Source organism: Halomonas tibetensis (assembly GCF_042643535.1).
GTDB classification, from domain to species: domain Bacteria; phylum Pseudomonadota; class Gammaproteobacteria; order Pseudomonadales; family Halomonadaceae; genus Halomonas; species Halomonas tibetensis.
In genome coordinates this window covers 1-19,336 of record NZ_JBHRSQ010000004.1, presented here as the reverse complement: position 1 = coordinate 19,336, position 19,336 = coordinate 1, and the positions used below count along the sequence as shown (strand labels likewise).

Below are 19,336 nucleotides of genomic sequence, written 5' to 3'. Positions count from 1 at the left end.
CGCCACGGCCTTCCGGCCGTGGCGGCCCCTCCTGCATTAAGCTCCTGTTCCCCTTGAGCCCGGCCTCGGGGTGCGGTGCAGCAAAAGACCTGTTAAAATGCGCTGCTCGCTTTCTTGGCGACCTTGAACCCGGCTCATGCCGCGGTTCGGTGCCATAATGGATTTCCAGGCGCTTCCTTTGCGAGCGCCCTTCCAATACAAGGGACAGCACACCGTGATGACTCCCCTGGCAGGGCTGGCTACTCCGCCCTAGCGCACCTCCTCTCCCCCTTCGGCGACGTCCTCGTCATCGAGGCGCCACCGTGCGGCACCACCCTGTGGATGCCACGGCGCAACTGCGTCTACCCCCCGAGCGGCAATAACAACTAGCGTCAATACCGACTTAATGGTCACACCAGCATTGGCAACGCCTGACCCTGGCTGCCTGGTCCGTGCCGTCATAGTTACGGTCATAGGTACTGCGTTGCCCGCCACCTCCGGCGCCTGACGGCAAGACACTCACCCTGACTGGAACCCAGCATGTACGAAAAAATGAAGCTGAGTTGGTTCTCCAACTTGAAAGGCGACACCCTCGCGGGAATCGTGGTCGCACTGGCCCTGATTCCCGAGGCGATCGCCTTCTCCATCATCGCCGGCGTCGACCCCAAGGTGGGTCTCTACGCCTCCTTCGCTATCTGCGTGATCATTGCCTTCACCGGCGGCCGTTCCGGGATGATCTCCGGTGCCACCGGCGCCATGGCGCTGCTGATGGTCACCCTGGTTCGCGACCACGGCCTCGAGTACCTGCTGGCGGCTACCCTGCTTACCGGGGTTCTGCAGATCCTGGCGGGTTATCTCAGGCTCGCCGAGCTGATGCGCTTCGTGTCGCGCTCGGTGGTCACCGGCTTCGTCAACGCCCTGGCGATCCTGATCTTCATGGCCCAGCTGCCGGAGCTTACCGGGGTGACCTGGCATGTGTATGCCATGACCGCCGCCGGACTCGGCATCATCTACGGCTTCCCCCTCCTGCCCAAGATCGGCAAGTCGATTCCCTCGCCGCTGGTCTGCATCGTGGTGTTGACGTCGGTCTATCTGCTCACCGGCATGGAGATTCGCAGCGTGGGTGACATGGGCGAGCTGCCGGACAGCCTGCCGATCTTCCTGTGGCCAGATGTCCCCCTCAACCTCGAGACGCTTAAGATCATCTTACCTACTGCGCTGATGCTGACCGTCGTGGGCCTGCTGGAGTCGATGATGACCGCTACTATCATCGACGACCTGACCGACACCAAGAGCGACAAGAACCGCGAGTGCAAGGGCCAGGGCATCGCCAACATCGGCTCCGGCCTGATCGGCGGCATGGCGGGCTGCGCGATGATTGGTCAGTCGGTGATCAACATCAAGTCCGGTGGTCGCCGCCGCATGTCCTCGCTGATCGCCGGCGTGGTGCTGTTGCTGATGGTGGTGTTCCTCGCCGATTGGGTCTCGCAGATCCCCATGGCGGCACTGGTCGCGGTGATGATCATGGTCTCCATCGGGACGTTCAGCTGGAGCTCCATCAAGGACCTCAAGAAGCACCCCATGAGCACCAATATGGTCATGGTGGCCACGGTGGTGGTGACCGTCGGCACCCATAACCTGGCCATCGGCGTCTTCGTCGGCGTGCTGCTCGCCGCCATGAACTTCGCCAACAAGGTGGGCAACATTCTCTATATCGGCAGCGAGGAGGCCGAAGAGGGCAACGCGCGCATCTACAAGGTGGTAGGCCAGGTGTTCTTCGCCTCCTCCGAGCGCTTCAGCAACGCCTTCGACTTCAAGGAGACCGTGGAGAAGGTCACCATCGATCTGTCCCGGGCACACTTCTGGGACATCACCGCCGTCCAGGCGCTGGACCGTATCGTGATCAAGTTCCGCCGCGAGGGCACCGAGGTGGATATGATCGGCCTCAACGAGGCAAGCGCCACCATCGTCGATCGCTTCGCGGTGCATGATGATCCGGAAGCCGTCGAAAAACTGATGGGAGGACACTGATATGACCGAACAGGTGATGGCCGCCATCGACGGCTCGAAATTTTCCGAAGGGGTGTGCGACGCTGCCGCCTGGGCCAGCCTGGCTCTGGGCGCGCCGCTGACCTTCCTGCATGTGAACGACAACCATGCCGTTCCCGAAGAGCGCAATCTCTCCGGCAACCTCAGGGCAGGCGCCCGCGAGCGCCTGCTGGAGGAGCTTTCCCAGCTTGACGAGCAGCGCGCCAAGGTGGCCCAGGAGCAGGGCCGCCTGATGCTGCAGGCCGCCAAGGAGCGGGCGATCGAGGACGGTGTCGCCGAGCCTGGCACCCGGCAGCGCAACGGTACTCTGGTCGAGACCCTGGAAGAGCTGCAAAACGATATGCGCCTGTTGGTGATCGGCAAGCGCGGCGAAGGCGCCGAGCACAATGGCGATCACCTGGGCTCCAACCTGGAGCGGGTGGTGCGCACCCTGCACCGGCCGATCCTGATGGTGCCGGATGTTTTCAAGACGCCCGAGACGGTGATGCTCGCCTTCGATGGCAGCAAGACCACCCGCAAGGGCGTGGAGATGCTGGCCAAGAGCCCCCTGTTTGCGGGTATTCCGGTGCAGGTGGTGATTGTCGGCGCCGAGACCGGCGATAACCGCTCCCAGCTCGACTGGGCGCTGAAGACCCTGCGCGTCGCCGGCCATGAGGCCGAAGGTGCCATCCGCGCCGGCGAAGTGGAGGCCACTCTGCGCGGCTACAAGGAGGAGCAAGGCATCGACATGCTGGTGATGGGCGCCTATGGACACTCGCGCATCCGCCACCTGCTGGTGGGCAGCACCACCACCGAGATGCTGCGCCGCGCCAGCGTGCCGATCCTGCTGCTGCGCTGATCGTTCCCGAGCCGGCCCCGTCCTGCACGGTGTGCCGGCTTCCGTTATGACACTCCGCCTCGCTCATGGCGCCGCACGCCGTTTTGCCGAGTGCCTAATCCCTGGAGGGCATCATGTCCAGCAAGATCTACTGCATCGCCAGCTTCAAACCCAGGCCCGGTCGTGAAGAGGCCGTCTTCAAGGCCCTGCAGACGCTCGAGCCCAACGCCCATCGCGAGGATGGCTGCCTGCATTACACCGTGACCCGCCATATCGATCACCCCAACGCCCGGGGCACCAGCTACCCGATTGTCTTCCATGAGATCTGGGCCAGCCGCGAACTCTTCGAGGCGCACTGCAACCGTCGCGAGATCAGGGAGTTCTTCGCCCACCAAGTCGAATCGTCGAACGGCGACATCGAGGACGCCAACGTCTGCGTCTATACCGATGAACCCCTCGATTACGATGCGCCCCGGCAGTGAGCCCATCGCTCTCCGGAGCCCGAGTCAAGCCAGTCCCACAGGGTGCCAGCGGCATCTAGAAGCTGCCATCGCTACACACCGTTGAGCGATGGGGCTATGTTGGTTCCCTCGGTCGTTGGCGCGGCGATCGGCCGTGTCGCCGGCATTTGGGCCACTGAACGAGGAGGGCAAGCGATGAACCATCCGGAACTCGACATCCAGGCCATCATCCGCCAACTGGAGGACACCAGGGCTGTGCTGATCGACGACAGCCTCCAGAGCAAGGAGAGTCGCGCCACTGTCATGCTGGATCAGCAGTCGGTGGGGCGTCTGTCGCGCATGGATGCCCTTCAGGGCCAAGCCATGGCCAAGGCCGGGGAGGATCGCCGTCAGCTGTTGCTCCGTCGTATCGAGGCGGCGCTGGCCCGGATCGGCCGTGAGGAGTTCGGGGAGTGCATCGAGTGCGGCGAGTGGATTTCCGCCAAACGATTGCAGGGGGATCCGACCGTGCTCAAATGCATCGACTGCGCGGAGTGACATGAGCCAGAAAGACGTTGCCATTGACCGGGCGGCCGAGCGCCGCCATCTCGACCACACCCTGGAGCGCATCGAGGCCAACCTGGACGAGCTGGACCAGCGGCTGAAGGCCTATGCCCAGGAAATACAGTCGCAGAAGGAGTACCTCTGGTCGAACCGCGACGAGATGGACCATATCGAGAAGATCGCGGCGCGGGAGTCGATCGAGCAGTCCGTCATGTCCGGCGACAATGCCCTGGCCCGTCGCCAGAAGCTCGACAAGCTCCGCCACTCCCCCTACTTCGGGCGCTTCGATTTCGCCCGCGGCGGCAAGGCCGAACCGGTCTATATCGGCGTCCACCATTTCCATGACGACCTCGCCAGGGTCATCCGGGTGCATGACTGGCGGGCGCCCATCGCCTCGCTGTTCTACGACGTCGAGACCGGCCCGGCCACCTACGAGAGCCCCGAGGGCACGGTGGCCGGAGAGGTCACCCTGAAACGCCAGTTCCGCATCAAGGGCGGCGAGATCGAGCTGATGATCGAGAGCGCGGTGCACGTGGTCGATGAGGTGCTCCAGGATGAGCTCGGCCGCGCCTCCGACGAAGGCATGAAGAACATCGTTGCCACCATCCAGCGGGACCAGAACGCCATCATCCGCGACGATGAGTCCCAGGTGCTGGTGATCCAGGGGGTGGCGGGTTCCGGCAAGACCTCCATCGCCCTGCACCGCATCGCCTATCTGCTCTATCGCTTCAAGGACAGCCTGCGCTCCGAGGACATCCTGATCATCTCGCCCAACCGGGTGTTTTCCGACTACATCGCCAACGTGCTTCCGGAACTCGGGGAGGAGACGGTCAACCAGGTGGGCATGGAAGAGCTGGCCGATGAGCTGCTCGACGGCCAGTACCGCTTCGAGAGTTTCTTCGAGCAGACCGCCTCGCTGCTGGAGAAGAACGACGAGGCGATGAAGGCGCGGCTGCGCTTCAAGGCCTCGCCGGCGTTCCTGGCCGAACTCGATCGCTACGCGGGCCACGTGGAGGCCAAGCGCTTCGCCGCCGAGGACCTGTGGATCGCCCGGCGGCTGGTACCCGCCTGGCTGCTCGAGGAGGTGTTCCGCAAGCACCGGAACCTGCCCACCAATGAACGGCTCGGGCAGGTGAGCTGGGAGATCGAACGCAAGATCGGCAACCAGTACAACTACGACCTGATGCCGGAGGAGCGCAAGGCGCTCAAGGCCGCCGTGAAGACGATGCTGCGGCAGACCACCTTGCGCGAGACCTACAAGGGCTTCTATGACTGGCTGGAGCGGCCCGAGCTCTTCAGGACCGCCTCCAGGGGGCGGCTCGAGTACGCCGACGTCTTCCCTCTGATCTACCTGAAGATGCGCCTGGAAGGCGTGCGCTCGCGCTGGCGAGACGTCAAGCATCTGCTGGTCGACGAGATGCAGGACTACACCCCGGTCCAGTACGCGGTGATCGGTCGGCTCTTCGCCTGCAAGAAGACCATCCTCGGCGACGCCTTCCAGTCGGTGAATCCCCACAGCGCCTCCGGGGTGGAAGATATTCGCCGGGTGCTGCGCCAGTCCTCCTGCGTGACCCTCAACAAGAGCTATCGCTCGAGCATCCAGATTACCCGCTTCGCCCAGCGTATCTCACCCAACCCCGACCTTGAGGCGATCGAACGACAAGGTGAGGAGCCCGCGGTGATCCGCGCCCGCACCCGCAAGACGGAGCTTGCCACCATCGGCGAGCTGGCCCGCGAATTCACGACCTCCGAGCACAATACTCTTGGCATCGTCTGCAAGACCCAGAAGCAGGCGAAGCGGATCTTCGAGGCTCTGGAGGGTGGTGAGCACGGTGAGTTCCGGCGGCTTCAGATACTAGGCGAGAAGAGCGCCGCCTTCGGTCAGGGCATCGTCGTCTGTACCGCCCATATGGCCAAGGGCCTGGAGTTCGACCGGGTCATCGTGCCCGAGGTCACGGCCGGCAACTACGCTACCGACATGGAGCGCAACCTGCTCTATGTGGCCTGCACTCGGGCCATGCACCGGCTGGCGCTGACCCATGCCGGTCCCCTGACCTCCTTCCTGGACGAATCGTCGTTACGATGATCCACGTCCTATGCAAGGCACCGGTGATGGGGTAGAAACGTCAGGACAGATAACGACATACGCCAGCCAGGAAGTGACACGATGACCGAACAGGTGATGGCCGCCATCGACGGCTCGAAGTTCTCGGAAGGGGTGTGCGACTCCGCCGCCTGGGCCAGCCAGGCCCTCGGCGCGCCGCTGACCTTCCTGCACGTGGTGGATAACCATCCTCAGACCGTCGAGGCCGATCTCTCCGGCAATATCGGCCTGGGCTCGCGGGAGCACCTGCTCGAGGAGCTCTCCCAGCTTGATGAGCAGCGCGCCAAGGTGGCCCAGGAGCAGGGCCGGCTGACGCTCAAGGCCGCCAAGGAGCGGGCTATCGAGGTGAGGATTGCCGAACCGGGCACCCGCCAGCGCAATGGCACCCTGGTGGAGACCCTGGAGGAGCTTCAGGAAGAGATTCGTCTGCTGGTCATTGGCAAGCGCGGCGAGACGGCCCACCAGGACAGCGGTCACCTGGGCTCCAACCTAGAGCGGGTGGTGCGCACCCTGCACCGGCCGATCCTGATGGTACCGGACGCCTTCCAGGCCCCGAAGACGGTGATGCTCGCCTTCGACGGCAGCAAGACCACTCGCAAGGGCGTGGAGATGCTGGCGAAGAGCCCGCTGTTCGATGGCATCCCGGTGCACGTGGTGATCGTCGGCGCCGAGACGGGCGATAACCGTTCCCAGCTCGACTGGGCGTTGAAGACCCTGCGCGATGCCGGCCATGAGGCCGAAGGTGCCATCCGCGCCGGTGAGGTGGAGGCGACACTGCGCGGCTACCAGGAGCAGCAGGGCATTGACCTGCTGGTGATGGGCGCCTACGGCCACTCCCGTATTCGCCACCTGCTGGTGGGCAGCACCACCACCGAGATGCTGCGCAAGGCGAAGGTGCCTGTGCTGCTTCTGCGCTGATCGCGGCGATCCCCGGCCCACGACGCCCCGGTGCCCCTGAACTGATCAAGGGAGCCCGGGGCGTTGTCGTTTATCCGCCCTGCGTCTTTAGCCTGCCGAGCAGGCCCTGAGCCAGCCACCAACTCAGCATCAGAAAGGCCAGCATGCCGGCGAGGATCGCGGTGAAGCCGGCGCCGAGATCCAGGGCGATTCCCAGCACCGCGGGCGCCAGGCCGGTGGAGAAGACCATGGCCGCGCTCAGGGTGGCGCGTACCGTGCCGAGATGCTCGACGCCCCAGATGCGTACCAGGATGCTGGTGGCAATGGGCTCCTGGGCCCCGATAGCCAAGCCGCCCCCCACCATCAGTGCCCAGACGCCAAGGTCGCCTCCCACAGAGATCGCCAACACCAGGGCCAGCGCGTAGGGCAGTAGATAGAGCCGCGCCAGGCGGATGGGACCCAGGGTGTCCACCCAGCGCCCGCCGAAGAGGGCCCCGGGTAGCTTGGCGATGCCCATGCCGGCCAGCGCCATGGCATAGACACCCAGCGTGGAGCCGAGGTCGGCGGTCATCTGTGCCTGATAGATAAAGAGCCCGGTCATGGTGATCGGTAGCACCATCAACAGGGGCAGCAGTCGCCAGAAGCGTGCCTCGCGGAACGGGCGTGGGCCGTCGCGACGCTCTCCCTTGCGGGGGCGCTGGCCGGGCGCAGATGGCCACGGAGCGAACAGCAGGAGCGGCACCCAGAGCAGTGCAAGAAAGGCCACAAATAGCCACCACAGCTCTCGCCAGCCCAGCCACACCAGCAGCGTGGCCATCAGCGGCGGTAGCACCGTCTCGCCAAGCATGACCCCGATTCCCACCAGCCCGAGGGCACGGCCGCGCAAGGCGGTAAATTCGCGACCCGCCAGGGTGTTGCCCAGGTGAGTCATCATCCCCTGGCCGCAGAAGCGCACCAGGCCGAGCCCGAGCAGCCCCAGTCCCCACCAGGGCGCAGCGGTCAGCAGCAGGATACCGACAAGCAGCGCGGCGATCACCAGCAGCGCAAAGCGGCGCGGGGCCACCCAGTCGATGCTGGGGCCCAGACGCAGCACGGCGAAACCCGACACCAGGGTCACCGTGGCGTAGGCGGCGCCGAACTGCCCGGCAGAGAGCCCCAGATGCTCGCTGATCGGCGCCTGGAACAGGCCGATGAAGAAGCTCTGGCCCAGGCTCGAGGTGAACATCGCCAGGAAGGCGATGCCAACAAGGCCTCGATGGTGGCGCAGCAGAATGGCGTAGCTCATGGGTGCAGTGGCCTCCAGGCATCGACCTCGCGCGGTGATGCGGCGATACTTTCCCTCGTGTTTTTCATGATCGTCTCTCTACCCTTCTTTTTATCCAACCTCTAACGCTGCGAGATTGCCCATGACTATCGTTCGTCACGACACCAAGGCGCGCATGAGCCGTGCCGTCATTCACAACGGCATTGCCTACCTGTGCGGCCAGGTGCCCGGCCCCGAGGCGCGCCACGGCGATATCACCGAACAGACCCAGAGCATGCTGTCGCGCGTCGATGCCTTGCTGGCCGACATCGGTTCGGGCCGGGAGCACCTGCTCACCGCGACCCTCTACCTGAAGGACGGCCACGACGTCGCCGACATGAACGCGGTATGGGACGCCTGGATACCCACTGGCCACGCCCCGGCGCGCACCTGCGTCTGCGCACCGCTGCCCGCCGACGAGCTGCGGGTCGAGATTACCGTCACCGCCGCGGTGGTGAACGGCGAATACAGCTTCTGAAATGGGGCCCTAGCGCGCACAGGGGTCGTCCATGACGACCCCCTCCCGCGGCCGCCATCGCCGCGACAGCGCGTCCACGGCGATGTTGAGCAGTGCCGTGATCAGCAGCAGGAAGAAGGCCACGTCGAACATCAGGTAGTCGAAGCCCTCCTCGATGTAGAAGCCCAGCGTGGCCACCCCCAGCATCCCCAGGATCGCCGTCTCGCGAAGGATGACTTCTGCGCGGTAGTAGAGCAGCGCCAGCATTCCCGGGTAGAGTCGCGGCAGCAGCTCGTAGGCCAGGCGGCTTGAGCCGGAAAGCCCCGGCATGCCGGGCGTCAGGGCATCGGCATGGCGCGCCACCAGGAAGGCGATCAGCGCCCCGTTGTGCAGCGCCAGCGCCAGCCAGGCCGGCAGCAGCGAAGGCCCCAGCAGGAGCAGGAAGAGAAACGCCAGCATCAGTTCCGGGGTGGAGCGCAGGAAAATCAGCAGGCCGTGCCCGGCCAGGCGGGTGCCGCGGTTGCCGAAATGGCGGCAGGCCAGGGGCCACAGCACCATGGCCACCAGCAGCGCCCCCACGCTGCCCAGCAGCCCCAGCATGAGGGTGTTCCCGATGGCGGGGCCCAGGTCCGGTATGCGCGCGAACCATTCGGCCAGTCCCGCCCAGTCGCCGGCCAGCAGCGCCGCCGGCCAGATATCCTCCGACACGAAGCGCCACACCAGGGCACCATCCACGCTGGGCCAGGGCCCCAGCAGCCAGACGCCCCCGATCAGCAGCACCGGAATCAGCCGGCGGTGGCTCCACCAGGGAAGACTGGCGATCAGCAGGTAGAAGAGCCACATCAGCGCGCCCGCCTCGTGGTAGCGCCCCTCCCGGAAGGTGGTTTCCAGGTGGAAGCCCAGCGTCGGCAGCCCCACGAAGCCCAGCAGCACGCTGGCGCGCAGGGCGCACTCGAAGCGGTAGCGGGTATAGGCCAGAAGCTGCGACCAGACCAGCGGCAGCTCGGCATAGACGAAGCGCATGAGGCGCCCGGTGCCCGGTGGCAGGGCATCGCGTGGCGCGCGGGGTGTCTGCTCGAGGATCTCCGCATAGACCTTGGCGAAGATGCCGGCATAGGGAATCGCCAGCGCGGCCAGCGCGGTCAGTGCCGACAGCCCGAACACCTGCAGAAACAGCAGGGCCCAGAACAGCTCGTGGATGGCCCGCACGAAGGCGCAGCCGGCCCGCACCAGCCGCGAGTGGGCGAACAGCAGCGCCAGCGGAAAGCCCAGCACCACACCGGCCAGTGTTCCCCAGATCGCCACCGCCACGGTCAGCCCGATGGCGGTGAGCGGTGACTCCAGCGAGCCCCAGGCGGGCCAGGCCATGCCCATGGCCATGCGACCCAGTTCCGTCCAGGGGTCTCGGGTGTGAATGGCAAGATCCGCGAAGGGGGCAAGCACCACGGCCAGCGCCACCAGCGCCAGGGTGTGGCGGGCCAGTCTCAGCCCTGGCGTGTGCCCCAGCCACCAGTGGCGACCGTGACCGTGCTGGTGCGAGTGCGCGGTGCTCACGGGCGGCCCCGAGAGCAGGGCAGGGCCTCCGGGCCCGGCATGACCGCGGGGGCTTCCTCGCCGGGAGAAGAGGCGGGCGCCTCGGCATCCGGATAGAGACTATCGAGGTCGGCCAGCGTCAGCTCATACGCCGGCGCATCGATCACCAGACGGCCGTCACGTAGACCCCACACCCGATCGAAGTGGGTGAGTGCAAGTTCGCGCTGGTGCAGGGCGACCACCGAGGTGGTGTGGCGCTCATCGATCAGCGCCAGAAGGCGCAGTGCCTGGTGGGGGTCGACGCTGGCCACCGGTTCATCGCCGAGAAAGAGAGTGCGGCCCTGGTAGAGCGCGCGGCCGATGGCCACCCGCTGGCGCTGGCCGCCCGAGAGCTGGCCGACCGGGCGCCTCTCGAGCCCCTCCAGGCCGAGCAGCGCGCACAGCTCGCCCACTTCCCGCCAGGGGCGGGCCAGGGGGCGTACCAGATTCCACAGGCCCGCCAGCATCGAGTGCTCAGGTAGCCGCCCCATGAAGATGTTGTGGTAGACGGCAAGTGCCGGTACCAGCCCGTGGTGCTGGGGGCACCAGGCAGCTTGGTGAGCGAGGCGTGCACGCAGTTCGACGAGCAGGGTCGATTTCCCCGAGCCGCTCTGGCCCAGCAACGCCACTCGTTCACCGGCGTGCAGGGTCAGCGTCAGCCGGGGCAGTACCACGCTGTCGAGCCGTGCCTTTCGGCCGGATTGGCTGCCGTAGCCAAGGTCCTCGCCTGCGAAGGTGACCAGGGCTTGGCCGATCCGGGAGTGATATGGCTCGCTCTCCATGACGTCAGCCCTCAGCGCAGCAGACCGAGATCCTCGGCCACTTCCCCGATGGGCGCGTAGAGGGCGTTGTCGGCGGGGATGAAGGCTTCCCGGGGAAAGCTGGCCAGCAGATCGGGGTCGTCCATCTCCAGGAAGGCGGCCTGCACCCGGTTGGTGAAGCCCTCGCCGAAGCGCTCGTCGGCATCGCCGCGCAGGGTCCAGTTGTAGTCGGGGTAGGGCGGGGTGGCCCAGATCACCGAGACCTTGTCGGTATCCACGCGCCCATCGGCCACCGCGGCTTCCCATACGGTGTAGTTCACCGCGCCGATGTCCCAGGTGCCTGCTTCCACCAGGGCGATGGTGCGGGAGTGGTCGCCCGAGTAGCCGACACGGGAGAAGAAGTCTCCGGGGTCGACGTTGTCGAAGCGCTGGCGGAAGAAGTGCTCAGGCATCAGCCGCCCGGAGGTCGACGTGCGCGAACCGAAGGTCAGGCTCATCCCCTCGAGCTCGTCGGGTAGCTCGTCGGTCAGCGTCAGGCCGCTGGACGCATGAGCAATGAAGTAGCTCTTGAAGGCATCGTCCTCGCTGCCCTGGGCCAGGGCCAGGGAGCCCGGTACCAGGCGTCGTGCCTGCACGCCCGAGAGGCCGCCGAACCAGGCAAGCTGGACCTGGTCGTTGCGAAAGGCGGTCACGGCGGCGCTGTAGGATTTCACCGGCACGTACTCCACCTCGACGCCGAGACGCTCCGCCAGGTAGTCGGCGACCTGGCCGAAGCGCTCCACCAGGCGCGCCTGGTCCTCGTCGGGAATGGCGGTGAAGCGGAAGGTCTCGGCGGCCGCGCCCTGGGTGAACAGGACGACTGCGGCGGCGACAAGGGCAATGTGGCGCATGTGGCGGCTCCGGTAACGGGAATCGGGCCGCTATTGTTGTCGCTGGGTAGGTGTCTGGCAAGCCTGCGGAGGCACTCAGTCCCGCCTGGTGGCAGGGTAGCGGGTATCCTTAAGGCTATCCTTGATCTTCTTGAGATGCCCGAGGAAGTCCTCGCCGCGGCGCAGCGTCACGCCGGTCGCCAGCACGTCGATGAGCGCCAGCTGGATCATCCGCGAGGTCATCGGCATGTAGTAGTCGGTGTCCTCGGGCGTGGCCACCTCCAGGGTCTCGGTACACTCCTTGGCGAGCGGCGAGTCGGGCGCGGTGATGCCCAGCACCACGGCACCGCTTTCCCGGGCCAGGCGGGCGATATCCACCAGCTCCCGGGTGCGGCCGGTCCAGGAGAGCACCACCACCACATCGCCGGTGTGGCAGCTCGCGGCCACCATGCGCTGCATCAGCACGTCCACATAGGCGGTGACCGGCAGGTTGAAGCGGAAAAACTTGTGCTGGGCGTCCTGGGCCACGGCGCCTGAGGCGCCCAGTCCGAAGAAGTGCACCTGCCTGGCCTGGATCAGGTAGTCCACCACTCGCTCGATGCGCACCGGGTCGGTTTGACGGCGTGCGTTGTCCAGTGCGGCGATGGTGGCGCCGAAGATTTTCTCGGTGTAATCGGCGGCCGTATCGTCGGGCTCCACCGCCTGACTGACATAGGGGGTGCCGCCGGCCAGGCTCTGGGCCAGCTTGATCTTGAAGTCCGGGTAGCCCTTGGCCTCGAAGCTGCGACAGAAGCGATTGACGGTAGGCTCGCTCACCGAGGCGGCCTGTGCCAGGGTGGCGATGCTCATGCCGGTGGCGGCAGCCGGATCGGCGAGGATGACATCGGCAACCTTGCGCTCGGAGCGGTTGAGCTCCTCGAGGCGCTGACGCATGCGATCGATTAGGTCATGACGGGCCATGGCGCGTTGGGGTTCTCCGTGATGGGCGGCGTGAGGCCGCAGAATGACGCCTGAACAGGTGATGTAGTGATTTAACTACATTATGCTGATTATCTTAGCGTGCGGAGAGCGACCGCGGCCAATTGTCCGCGTAAAGCGGCAAATTATTATGTAAGTTTACTTTATTAGATTGCTTTTTTGCGTTGCTTTGGGTATTTTTTTGGTAATCCAACGAAAAGAGGGTCGAGCATGAGTCACTCCAGCCGGTCCAGTCAGGCGGTCAGGACCGATATCGACCTGGCCCTGTTCGGCGCCCTTGGCGACCTCGCGCAGCGCAAGCTCTTTCCGGCGCTGTTCCACCTTGACCGCGAGGGGCTGCTCGACCCCAGTACGCGCCTGATGGGTCTAGCGCGTCAGGCGCTTGACCTCGACGCCTTCAAAGCCCGCGTCGAGCAGACGCTCACAACCCATGTCAAGGCCGAGGAACTCGATCGCCAGGCGCTGACGCGCTTCCTGGCGCGACTCGATTATCGCCACCTCGATTTTACCTGCGCCGAGGGCTATGCGGCGATCCATGAATGGCGTAAGGCGGGACGGGAGCGTCCCATGGTGGTCTACCTGTCGGTGGCAGCGAAGATCTACGGCGACATCTGTCAGAACCTTGAGGCAAGCGGTAGCCTGGACGATCAGAGCCGGGTGGTGGTCGAAAAGCCGATCGGCCATGACCTGGCGTCGTCGGCGCAAATCAACGATGCCATCGGCGCCGTCTTCCCCGAGTCACGCATCTATCGCATCGACCACTATCTGGGGAAAGAGACGGTGCAGAACCTGATCGCGCTGCGTTTCGCCAACCCGCTCTTCGGCACCCAATGGAACCAGAACCACATCTCCCATGTGGAGATCACCGTGGCCGAGCAGGTTGGCATTGAAGGGCGCTGGGGCTATTTTGACGATGCCGGCCAACTGCGCGACATGGTGCAGAACCACCTGCTGCAGCTGGTCTGCCTGATTGCCATGGACCCGCCGGCCAATCTCGACGCCGACGCCATCCGCGACGAGAAGGTCAAGGTGCTGAAGGCGCTTCGGCCTTTTTCCGAGGACATGCTGGGACGCGATGTGGTGCGCGGGCAATACATCGCCGGCAGCATCGACGGCAAGGGCGTGCCCGGCTATCTCGAGGAAGAGGGCGCCAACACCGAGAGCCATACCGAGTCCTTTGTGGCGATGAAGACCGGTGTGGAGAACTGGCGCTGGGCCGGCGTGCCTTTTTACCTGCGCACCGGCAAGCGCATGCCAGAGAAGCTTTCACAGATCATCATCCACTTCCGACAGCAGCCCCACTATATCTTCGACCCGGACCAGCGCGGCCTGGCAGCCAACAAGCTGGTGATCCGCCTGCAGCCGGAGGAGGGCATTGCCCTGGAGGTGCTGACCAAGGACAGCGGCCTGGACAAGGGCATGCGCCTGCGACGCGGCCCGCTGCACCTGGATTTCAACAGCGCCTTCCCCAAGTCGCGGATTCCCGATGCCTATGAGCGTCTGTTGCTCGAAGTGATGAAAGGGCAGCAGTATCTCTTCGTGCGCCGCGACGAAGTCGAACACGCCTGGCAGTGGTGCGACAACCTGATCGCCGCCTGGGCCGATCGCGACGAGCCGCCGCGGCGCTATCCGGCGGGCTCCTGGGGCCCCGTGGCCTCCATTGCGATGATCACCCAGGACGGCCGCAGCTGGTATGAAGACTATTGAGGATTCCCAACGATGAGCGAGCTTTGCCGAGAACGGCTGGCCACCCAGCTGGCCGAGGCAGTCGCCGAGGCGCTGCGACAGGATCTGACCCGGCAGGCGCGTGCCTTGCTGGTGGTGTCGGGTGGCACCACGCCGTTGCCCTTTTTTCGTGCGCTGTCTCTCTGCACGCTGCCCTGGTCGCGGGTCGAGGTGACCCTGGCCGATGAGCGCTGGGTGCCGGAAGACCATGCCGACAGCAACGCCCGGCTGGTGCGCGAGCATCTGCTGCAGGGGCCCGCGGCCGAGGCGACCTTTGTGCCCCTGACCACCCGCGACGTCACCCCGGAGCAGGGCGTCGAGGCGTTGGTCCAGCGCATCGCCGGCCTGGCCTGGCCGGCCAGCGCGGTGGTGTTGGGCATGGGTGGCGATGGCCATACCGCTTCGTTGTTTCCCGACAGCCATGAATTGTCGCTGGCGCTTTCCACCGGCGAACCGGCGGTGGCGGTGCGTGCCGCGAGTCAACCTCAGCCGCGGCTGACCCTGAGCGCCGACCGTCTGCACAGGGCCCACCGCCACTTTCTGCATATCACCGGCGGCGACAAGCGCAACGTGCTGGCGAGGGCGCTGGCCGGTGACGACAGCCGCGAGCTGCCGATACGCGCCTTCCTTGCCTGCCCCTTGGCCGTTTACTGGGCGCCCTGATCCCATGGAGAGACATCAATGACCTTCGACAAGAGCATCGAAAAGCAGCTGCCGTCCACCCGGACCACCGAACTCGACAGCATCTGCCTGAAGGCCGAGGTGATCCCGGTGCTGGCCATCCAGCGCGTCGAAGACGCCGTTCCCCTGGCCGCGGCTCTGGTGGAAGGGGGCCTTAGCGTGCTGGAGGTGACCCTGCGCACCGACTGCGCTCTGGAAGCGGTCCGCCGCATCAAGGCGGCGCTGCCCCAGGCCAGTATCGGGGTGGGCACCGTGCTGACGCCGGCCCAGTACCGACAGGCTGAGCAGGCCGGCGCCGATTTTGTGGTCACCCCGGGGACCACCGAGGCGCTCTATCGTTACGGCGTGACCAGTCCGGTGCCGATGCTGCCCGGCATAGCCACCGTCTCCGAGCTGATGACCGGCTGGCAGTATGGCTACCGCCGCTTCAAGTTCTTCCCCGCCGAGGCCAGCGGCGGCGTCAAGGCGCTCAAGGCCTTCGCCGGCCCCATCGCTGAGGCGCGCTTCTGCCCCACCGGTGGCATCAATCTCGATAATGCCGAGGACTATCTGGCGCTCAAGAACGTCATGTGCGTGGGCGGTTCATGGCTGACGCCCAACTCCCTGGTGGAGGCCGAAGACTGGGACGGAATCCGCCATCTGGCTCGCGAGGCGGCGCAGCGCTTCCACCACTGACCGGTCTGCCTGTTTCGGTCACCCTGTGCTCGCTCGACAGCCTGTCGCTGCCTTCTCTTTCCGGCCCCTGTGGCCGGGTTTCTTGCCCCCGTAACGAGCAGTAACCACCAGGAAGGGCCGGTTTTCACCGGCCCTTCCGCTGCACGTCTGCCTCAGCGCCTGACTCAGCGCCCTGTCGGCTTGCCGCCCTTGCCCCGGGAGCGCTCGGCAGGCCCGGCGGCGTCGACCGTTGCCCCGGCCGTTGCTTCGGTCGTGAAGTGACCGCGCACTAGCGCCAGCAGGCCCTGGGTAGACGCGTCGAAGTCCTGGCTCTGTTCGTCGATCCGCTCGCTGATCTCGCCGGCGATCTGCTTGCCCAGCTGCACACCCCACTGGTCGAAGGAGTTGATGTTCCAGATCACCCCCTGGACGAACACCTTGTGCTCGTAAAGCGCGATCAGCGCGCCGAGGTTCCTCGGCGTCAGCTCGTCGAGCAGCAGCACGCTTGAGGGGCGATTGCCGGGGCAGCTGTAGGGGTCCAGCCGGCTGCCGCTCTGGCTGCCCTCCATGAAGGCGTTGGCCTGGGCCAGCATGTTGGTGAGCAGGGCGAAGTGGTGCTCTTCGACGCCGGGCTCCGGCTTCAGCGAGGCGATGAAGTCGATGGGTACATAGCGGGTGCCCTGGTGGAGCAGCTGGAAGAAGGCGTGCTGGCCGTTGGAGCCTGTCTGGCCCCAGACGATAGGGCCGGTCTTGTAGTCCACCGGGTGGCCGAAGATGTCCACTGACTTGCCGTTGGACTCCATGTCGAGCTGCTGCAGAAAGGCCGGCAGCTGATGCAGGGCCTGGTCGTAGGGCACGATGGCCTGGGTTTCGGCACCGACGAAGTTGATGTACCAGATCCCGATCAGCGCCATCAGTACCGGCATGTTCTCGCGGAAGGGGGCCTGGAGAAAGTGCTGGTCCATTTCGTAGGCCCCCTCCAGCATCGCCATGAAGCCTTCAAAGCCGACGGAGAGTGCGATGGGCAGGCCGATCGACGACCACATGGAGTAGCGCCCGCCGACCCAGGCCCAGAACTCGAAGACGTTCTCCTCTCGGATGCCGAACGCCATGGCCGCCTTCTTGTTGGTAGAAGCGGCAACGAAGTGGGCCCCCACGTCGGCGTCCGGGCCGGCGTTCTCCAGGAACCATCGCCGAGCGGTATGGGCGTTGAGCAGGGTTTCCTGGGTCGAGAAGGTCTTGGTGGAAACGATGAACAGGGTGGTGGCCGGGTTGAGACGGCTGAGCACCTTCTGGATGTGGGTGCCATCGACGTTGGAAACGAAGTGGAATTTCAGCTCCGAATGGCGGTACTTGAGCAGGGCTCGGCTGGCCATGTTCGGTCCCAGGTCCGACCCGCCGATGCCGATGTTGACCACGTCCTTGATGCGCTCGCCGCTGTAGCCCTGCCACTCGCCGCTGCGCACTGCCTCGGAGAACTGCCGGATCTGCTCGCGGGTGCGCTGAATCTCCGGCATCACGTCCTGGCCGTCGACCATCAGCGGTCCCTCGCCGAGGTTGCGCAGGGCGGTGTGCAGTACCGGGCGGTTCTCGGTGACGTTGATGATGTCGCCCGAGAACATCTGGGCGCGGCGCTGTACCAGCGCGGAGTGATTGGCGAGTTCGATCAGCTTGTCGAGTACCGCGTCGGAGACCTGGTGCTTGGAGTAGTCGAGGAACAGGCCGCCCACCCGCAGGCTCATCTTCTCGAAGCGCTGCGGGTCGGCGGTGAAGTAGTCGCGGATGCGTTCATTGACGGTCTGATCATGCAGGCGCTTGAGGGCCTGCCAGGTCACGCTGCGGGTCAGCTGAAACATCGGAAGCCTCGCCTCCTGGAGTCGGTGGGGGTTAAGCGTGTCAGTCGGCGGTGCGGTCGGAGACCCAGGCGCTGGCATCGGGAATGGTCATTTCATAGGCCTCATCGAGCCATGGCGAGCTCACCATGAAGTCGGCGCTTGCGGCGTTGCAGGCCACCGGCACGTTCCACAGCGCCGCCAGGCGCAGGAGCGCCTTGACATCGGGGTCATGGGGCTGCGGGGCGAAGGGGTCCCAGAAGAAGATCAGCAGGTCGAGTTCCTGCTCGGTGATCAGCGCGCCGATCTGCTGGTCGCCGCCCAGGGGGCCGCTCATCACTCCTCGCACGGGCAGCTCCAGCGCGCTGGCCACGCGCCCGGCCGTGGTGCCGGTACCGGTGAGCGCATGTCGGGCCAGAGTCTCCTTCCAGCGACCGGCCCACGCCAGCAATTCCTCCTTCTTTCCGTCGTGGGCGATCAGGGCGATGCGTTTGCGCGCCGGCAAGATGCGAGTCACCGTCTGGCGGGGGCGGATTACATTCATGTTGTTATGCCTCCAGGATTTTCAGTGTGTTGGTGCCGCCGTGGGCGTTCATGTGGTCGCCGCGGGTCAGGATCACATGGTCGCCGGCGGCGGCGATACCCTTCTCCACCAGCAGCGACAGTGCCCGCTCGTTGAGTTCGAGCGGGGTCATGTCGCGGGTGTCGAAGGGCAGCGAGACCACCCCGCGGTAGAGCGCCATGCGCCGCTGGGCGATGGCGCTGTGGGCCAGGCCGACAATGGGCAGCCCCGAGCGGATGCGCGAGGCGATCAGCGGCGTGTAGCCGGTGGAGGTCATGCAGGCGATAGCGGCCACGCCCGACAGGTGGTTGGCGGCGTACATGGCGGAGAGCGCGATGGTCTCGTCGATCCGCGAGAAGCCCTCGTGGATGCGGTGGCCGGACTCCTGGGCGATCTTCTCGCGCTCGGCGCCCAGGCAGACCCGGTCCATGGCCTCGATGGTCTCCACCGGGAAGTCGCCGGCGGCGGTCTCGGCGGAGAGCATCACCGCGTCGGTGCCGTCGAGCACCGCGTTGGCCACGTCGAACACCTCGGCCCGGGTGGGCAGCGGCGACTCGATCATCGACTCCATCATCTGCGTGGCGGTGATCACCGCGCGGTTCAGCGTGCGGGCGCGCTTGATGATGCGCTTCTGCATGCCGATCAGCTTGGCATCGCCGATCTCAACGCCGAGATCGCCGCGGGCCACCATGACCGCCTCGCAGGCCTCGATGATGCCGTCCAGGGTGGCCTCATCGGCCACCGCCTCGGCGCGCTCCAACTTGGCCACCAGGCCGATCTCGGCCCCGGCCTCGCCAAGCAGCGCGCGGGCCTCCTGCATGTCGGCGGCGCAGCGCGGAAACGACACCGCCAGGTAGTCGACGCCGATCTCGACGGCGGTGGTGAGATCCGCGCGGTCCTTGTCGGTGAGCGCCGGCGCCGAGAGGCCGCCGCCCTGCTTGTTGATGCCCTTGTTGTTAGAGAGCTTGCCGCCCACCACCACGGTGGTGTGGATCTCGCGGCCCCGGATAGCGGTGACATCGAGCACCACCCGGCCGTCGTCGAGCAGCAGGCGATCGCCCGGGGCGACGTCGTCGATCAGCTGCTGATAGT

Annotated in this window: 18 protein-coding genes; 10 read left to right on the top strand and 8 right to left on the bottom strand. The window is 65.7% G+C overall.

Annotated elements, in window-relative coordinates; all coding sequences use genetic code 11:
• The first annotated feature begins 519 nt into the window (after positions 1 to 519).
• From ACFODV_RS00290 to ACFODV_RS00265, 6 genes are all read left to right on the top strand, one after another.
• Positions 520 to 2,010: a SulP family inorganic anion transporter gene (locus tag ACFODV_RS00290; protein WP_379752887.1), complete on the top strand. Its 1,491-nt coding sequence runs from the start codon at positions 520 to 522 to the stop codon at positions 2,008 to 2,010.
• A gap of 1 nt (position 2,011) precedes the next feature.
• Positions 2,012 to 2,866, top strand: coding sequence for a universal stress protein (locus ACFODV_RS00285; RefSeq protein ID WP_379752884.1), 855 nt, complete (start codon positions 2,012 to 2,014; stop codon positions 2,864 to 2,866).
• A gap of 113 nt (positions 2,867 to 2,979) precedes the next feature.
• The gene (locus ACFODV_RS00280) at positions 2,980 to 3,327 is read left to right on the top strand and encodes a putative quinol monooxygenase (RefSeq protein WP_379752881.1); all 348 of its coding nucleotides are present in this window, start codon (positions 2,980 to 2,982) and stop codon (positions 3,325 to 3,327) included.
• A gap of 174 nt (positions 3,328 to 3,501) precedes the next feature.
• On the top strand, positions 3,502 to 3,843 hold the full coding sequence (locus ACFODV_RS00275) for a TraR/DksA family transcriptional regulator (RefSeq protein ID WP_379752878.1): 342 nt from the start codon (positions 3,502 to 3,504) through the stop codon (positions 3,841 to 3,843).
• A gap of 1 nt (position 3,844) precedes the next feature.
• Positions 3,845 to 5,935 carry a HelD family protein gene (locus ACFODV_RS00270; RefSeq protein ID WP_379752875.1) on the top strand — a complete coding sequence of 697 codons (2,091 nt, stop codon included), beginning with the start codon at positions 3,845 to 3,847 and terminating at the stop codon, positions 5,933 to 5,935.
• Positions 5,936 to 6,016: 81 nt separating this feature from the next.
• Positions 6,017 to 6,871, top strand: a complete 855-nt coding sequence (locus ACFODV_RS00265; RefSeq protein ID WP_379752872.1) for a universal stress protein — start codon at positions 6,017 to 6,019, stop codon at positions 6,869 to 6,871.
• A 70-nt stretch (positions 6,872 to 6,941) separates the two neighbouring features.
• Here ACFODV_RS00265 and ACFODV_RS00260 read toward each other — a convergent pair whose 3' ends face one another.
• Positions 6,942 to 8,135, bottom strand: a complete 1,194-nt coding sequence (locus tag ACFODV_RS00260; RefSeq protein WP_379752869.1) for an MFS transporter — start codon at positions 8,133 to 8,135, stop codon at positions 6,942 to 6,944.
• 121 nt (positions 8,136 to 8,256) lie between these two features.
• On the opposite strand from ACFODV_RS00260, the gene ACFODV_RS00255 reads away from it, so the two are divergent.
• A complete protein-coding gene (locus ACFODV_RS00255; RefSeq protein ID WP_379752865.1) occupies positions 8,257 to 8,631 on the top strand; it encodes a RidA family protein in 375 nt (124 codons plus the stop codon).
• Between the two features lie 9 nt (positions 8,632 to 8,640).
• On the opposite strand, the gene ACFODV_RS00250 is transcribed toward ACFODV_RS00255, so the two are convergent.
• The 4 genes from ACFODV_RS00250 to ACFODV_RS00235 form a co-directional block, all read right to left on the bottom strand.
• Positions 8,641 to 10,164: a PhnE/PtxC family ABC transporter permease gene (locus ACFODV_RS00250; RefSeq protein WP_379752862.1), complete on the bottom strand. Its 1,524-nt coding sequence runs from the start codon at positions 10,162 to 10,164 to the stop codon at positions 8,641 to 8,643.
• A complete protein-coding gene (locus ACFODV_RS00245; protein ID WP_379752859.1) occupies positions 10,161 to 10,964 on the bottom strand; it encodes an ATP-binding cassette domain-containing protein in 804 nt (267 codons plus the stop codon). The genes ACFODV_RS00250 and ACFODV_RS00245 overlap by 4 nt, the downstream gene beginning before the upstream one ends.
• An 11-nt stretch (positions 10,965 to 10,975) precedes the next feature.
• Complete coding sequence (locus ACFODV_RS00240; RefSeq protein ID WP_379752856.1) at positions 10,976 to 11,833, bottom strand: putative selenate ABC transporter substrate-binding protein; 858 nt, start codon at positions 11,831 to 11,833, stop codon at positions 10,976 to 10,978.
• Positions 11,834 to 11,908: 75 nt separating this feature from the next.
• Positions 11,909 to 12,772, bottom strand: coding sequence for a MurR/RpiR family transcriptional regulator (locus ACFODV_RS00235; RefSeq protein ID WP_379752853.1), 864 nt, complete (start codon positions 12,770 to 12,772; stop codon positions 11,909 to 11,911).
• A gap of 228 nt (positions 12,773 to 13,000) precedes the next feature.
• Between ACFODV_RS00235 and zwf the strand changes: the two genes are divergently transcribed.
• The 3 genes from zwf to ACFODV_RS00220 are packed head-to-tail and all read left to right on the top strand — an operon-like array spanning position 13,001 to position 15,871.
• Entirely contained in the window at positions 13,001 to 14,497 is a 1,497-nt protein-coding gene (gene zwf / locus ACFODV_RS00230; protein WP_379752850.1) for a glucose-6-phosphate dehydrogenase, read from the top strand.
• Between the two features lie 12 nt (positions 14,498 to 14,509).
• Positions 14,510 to 15,178, top strand: coding sequence for a 6-phosphogluconolactonase (pgl, locus tag ACFODV_RS00225; RefSeq protein WP_379752847.1), 669 nt, complete (start codon positions 14,510 to 14,512; stop codon positions 15,176 to 15,178).
• A gap of 18 nt (positions 15,179 to 15,196) precedes the next feature.
• Complete coding sequence (locus tag ACFODV_RS00220; protein ID WP_379752844.1) at positions 15,197 to 15,871, top strand: bifunctional 4-hydroxy-2-oxoglutarate aldolase/2-dehydro-3-deoxy-phosphogluconate aldolase; 675 nt, start codon at positions 15,197 to 15,199, stop codon at positions 15,869 to 15,871.
• A gap of 164 nt (positions 15,872 to 16,035) precedes the next feature.
• On the opposite strand, the gene pgi is transcribed toward ACFODV_RS00220, so the two are convergent.
• The 3 genes from pgi to pyk form a co-directional block, all read right to left on the bottom strand.
• Positions 16,036 to 17,706 (bottom strand): glucose-6-phosphate isomerase, encoded by a 1,671-nt coding sequence (gene pgi, locus ACFODV_RS00215; protein WP_379752841.1) that lies wholly within the window; start codon positions 17,704 to 17,706, stop codon positions 16,036 to 16,038.
• 40 nt (positions 17,707 to 17,746) lie between these two features.
• A complete protein-coding gene (locus ACFODV_RS00210) occupies positions 17,747 to 18,226 on the bottom strand; it encodes a methylglyoxal synthase (RefSeq protein ID WP_379752838.1) in 480 nt (159 codons plus the stop codon).
• A 4-nt stretch (positions 18,227 to 18,230) separates the two neighbouring features.
• Positions 18,231 to 19,336, bottom strand: a 1,106-nt coding sequence (gene pyk, locus ACFODV_RS00205) for a pyruvate kinase (RefSeq protein ID WP_379752835.1), incomplete at its 5' end; no start/stop codon positions are given.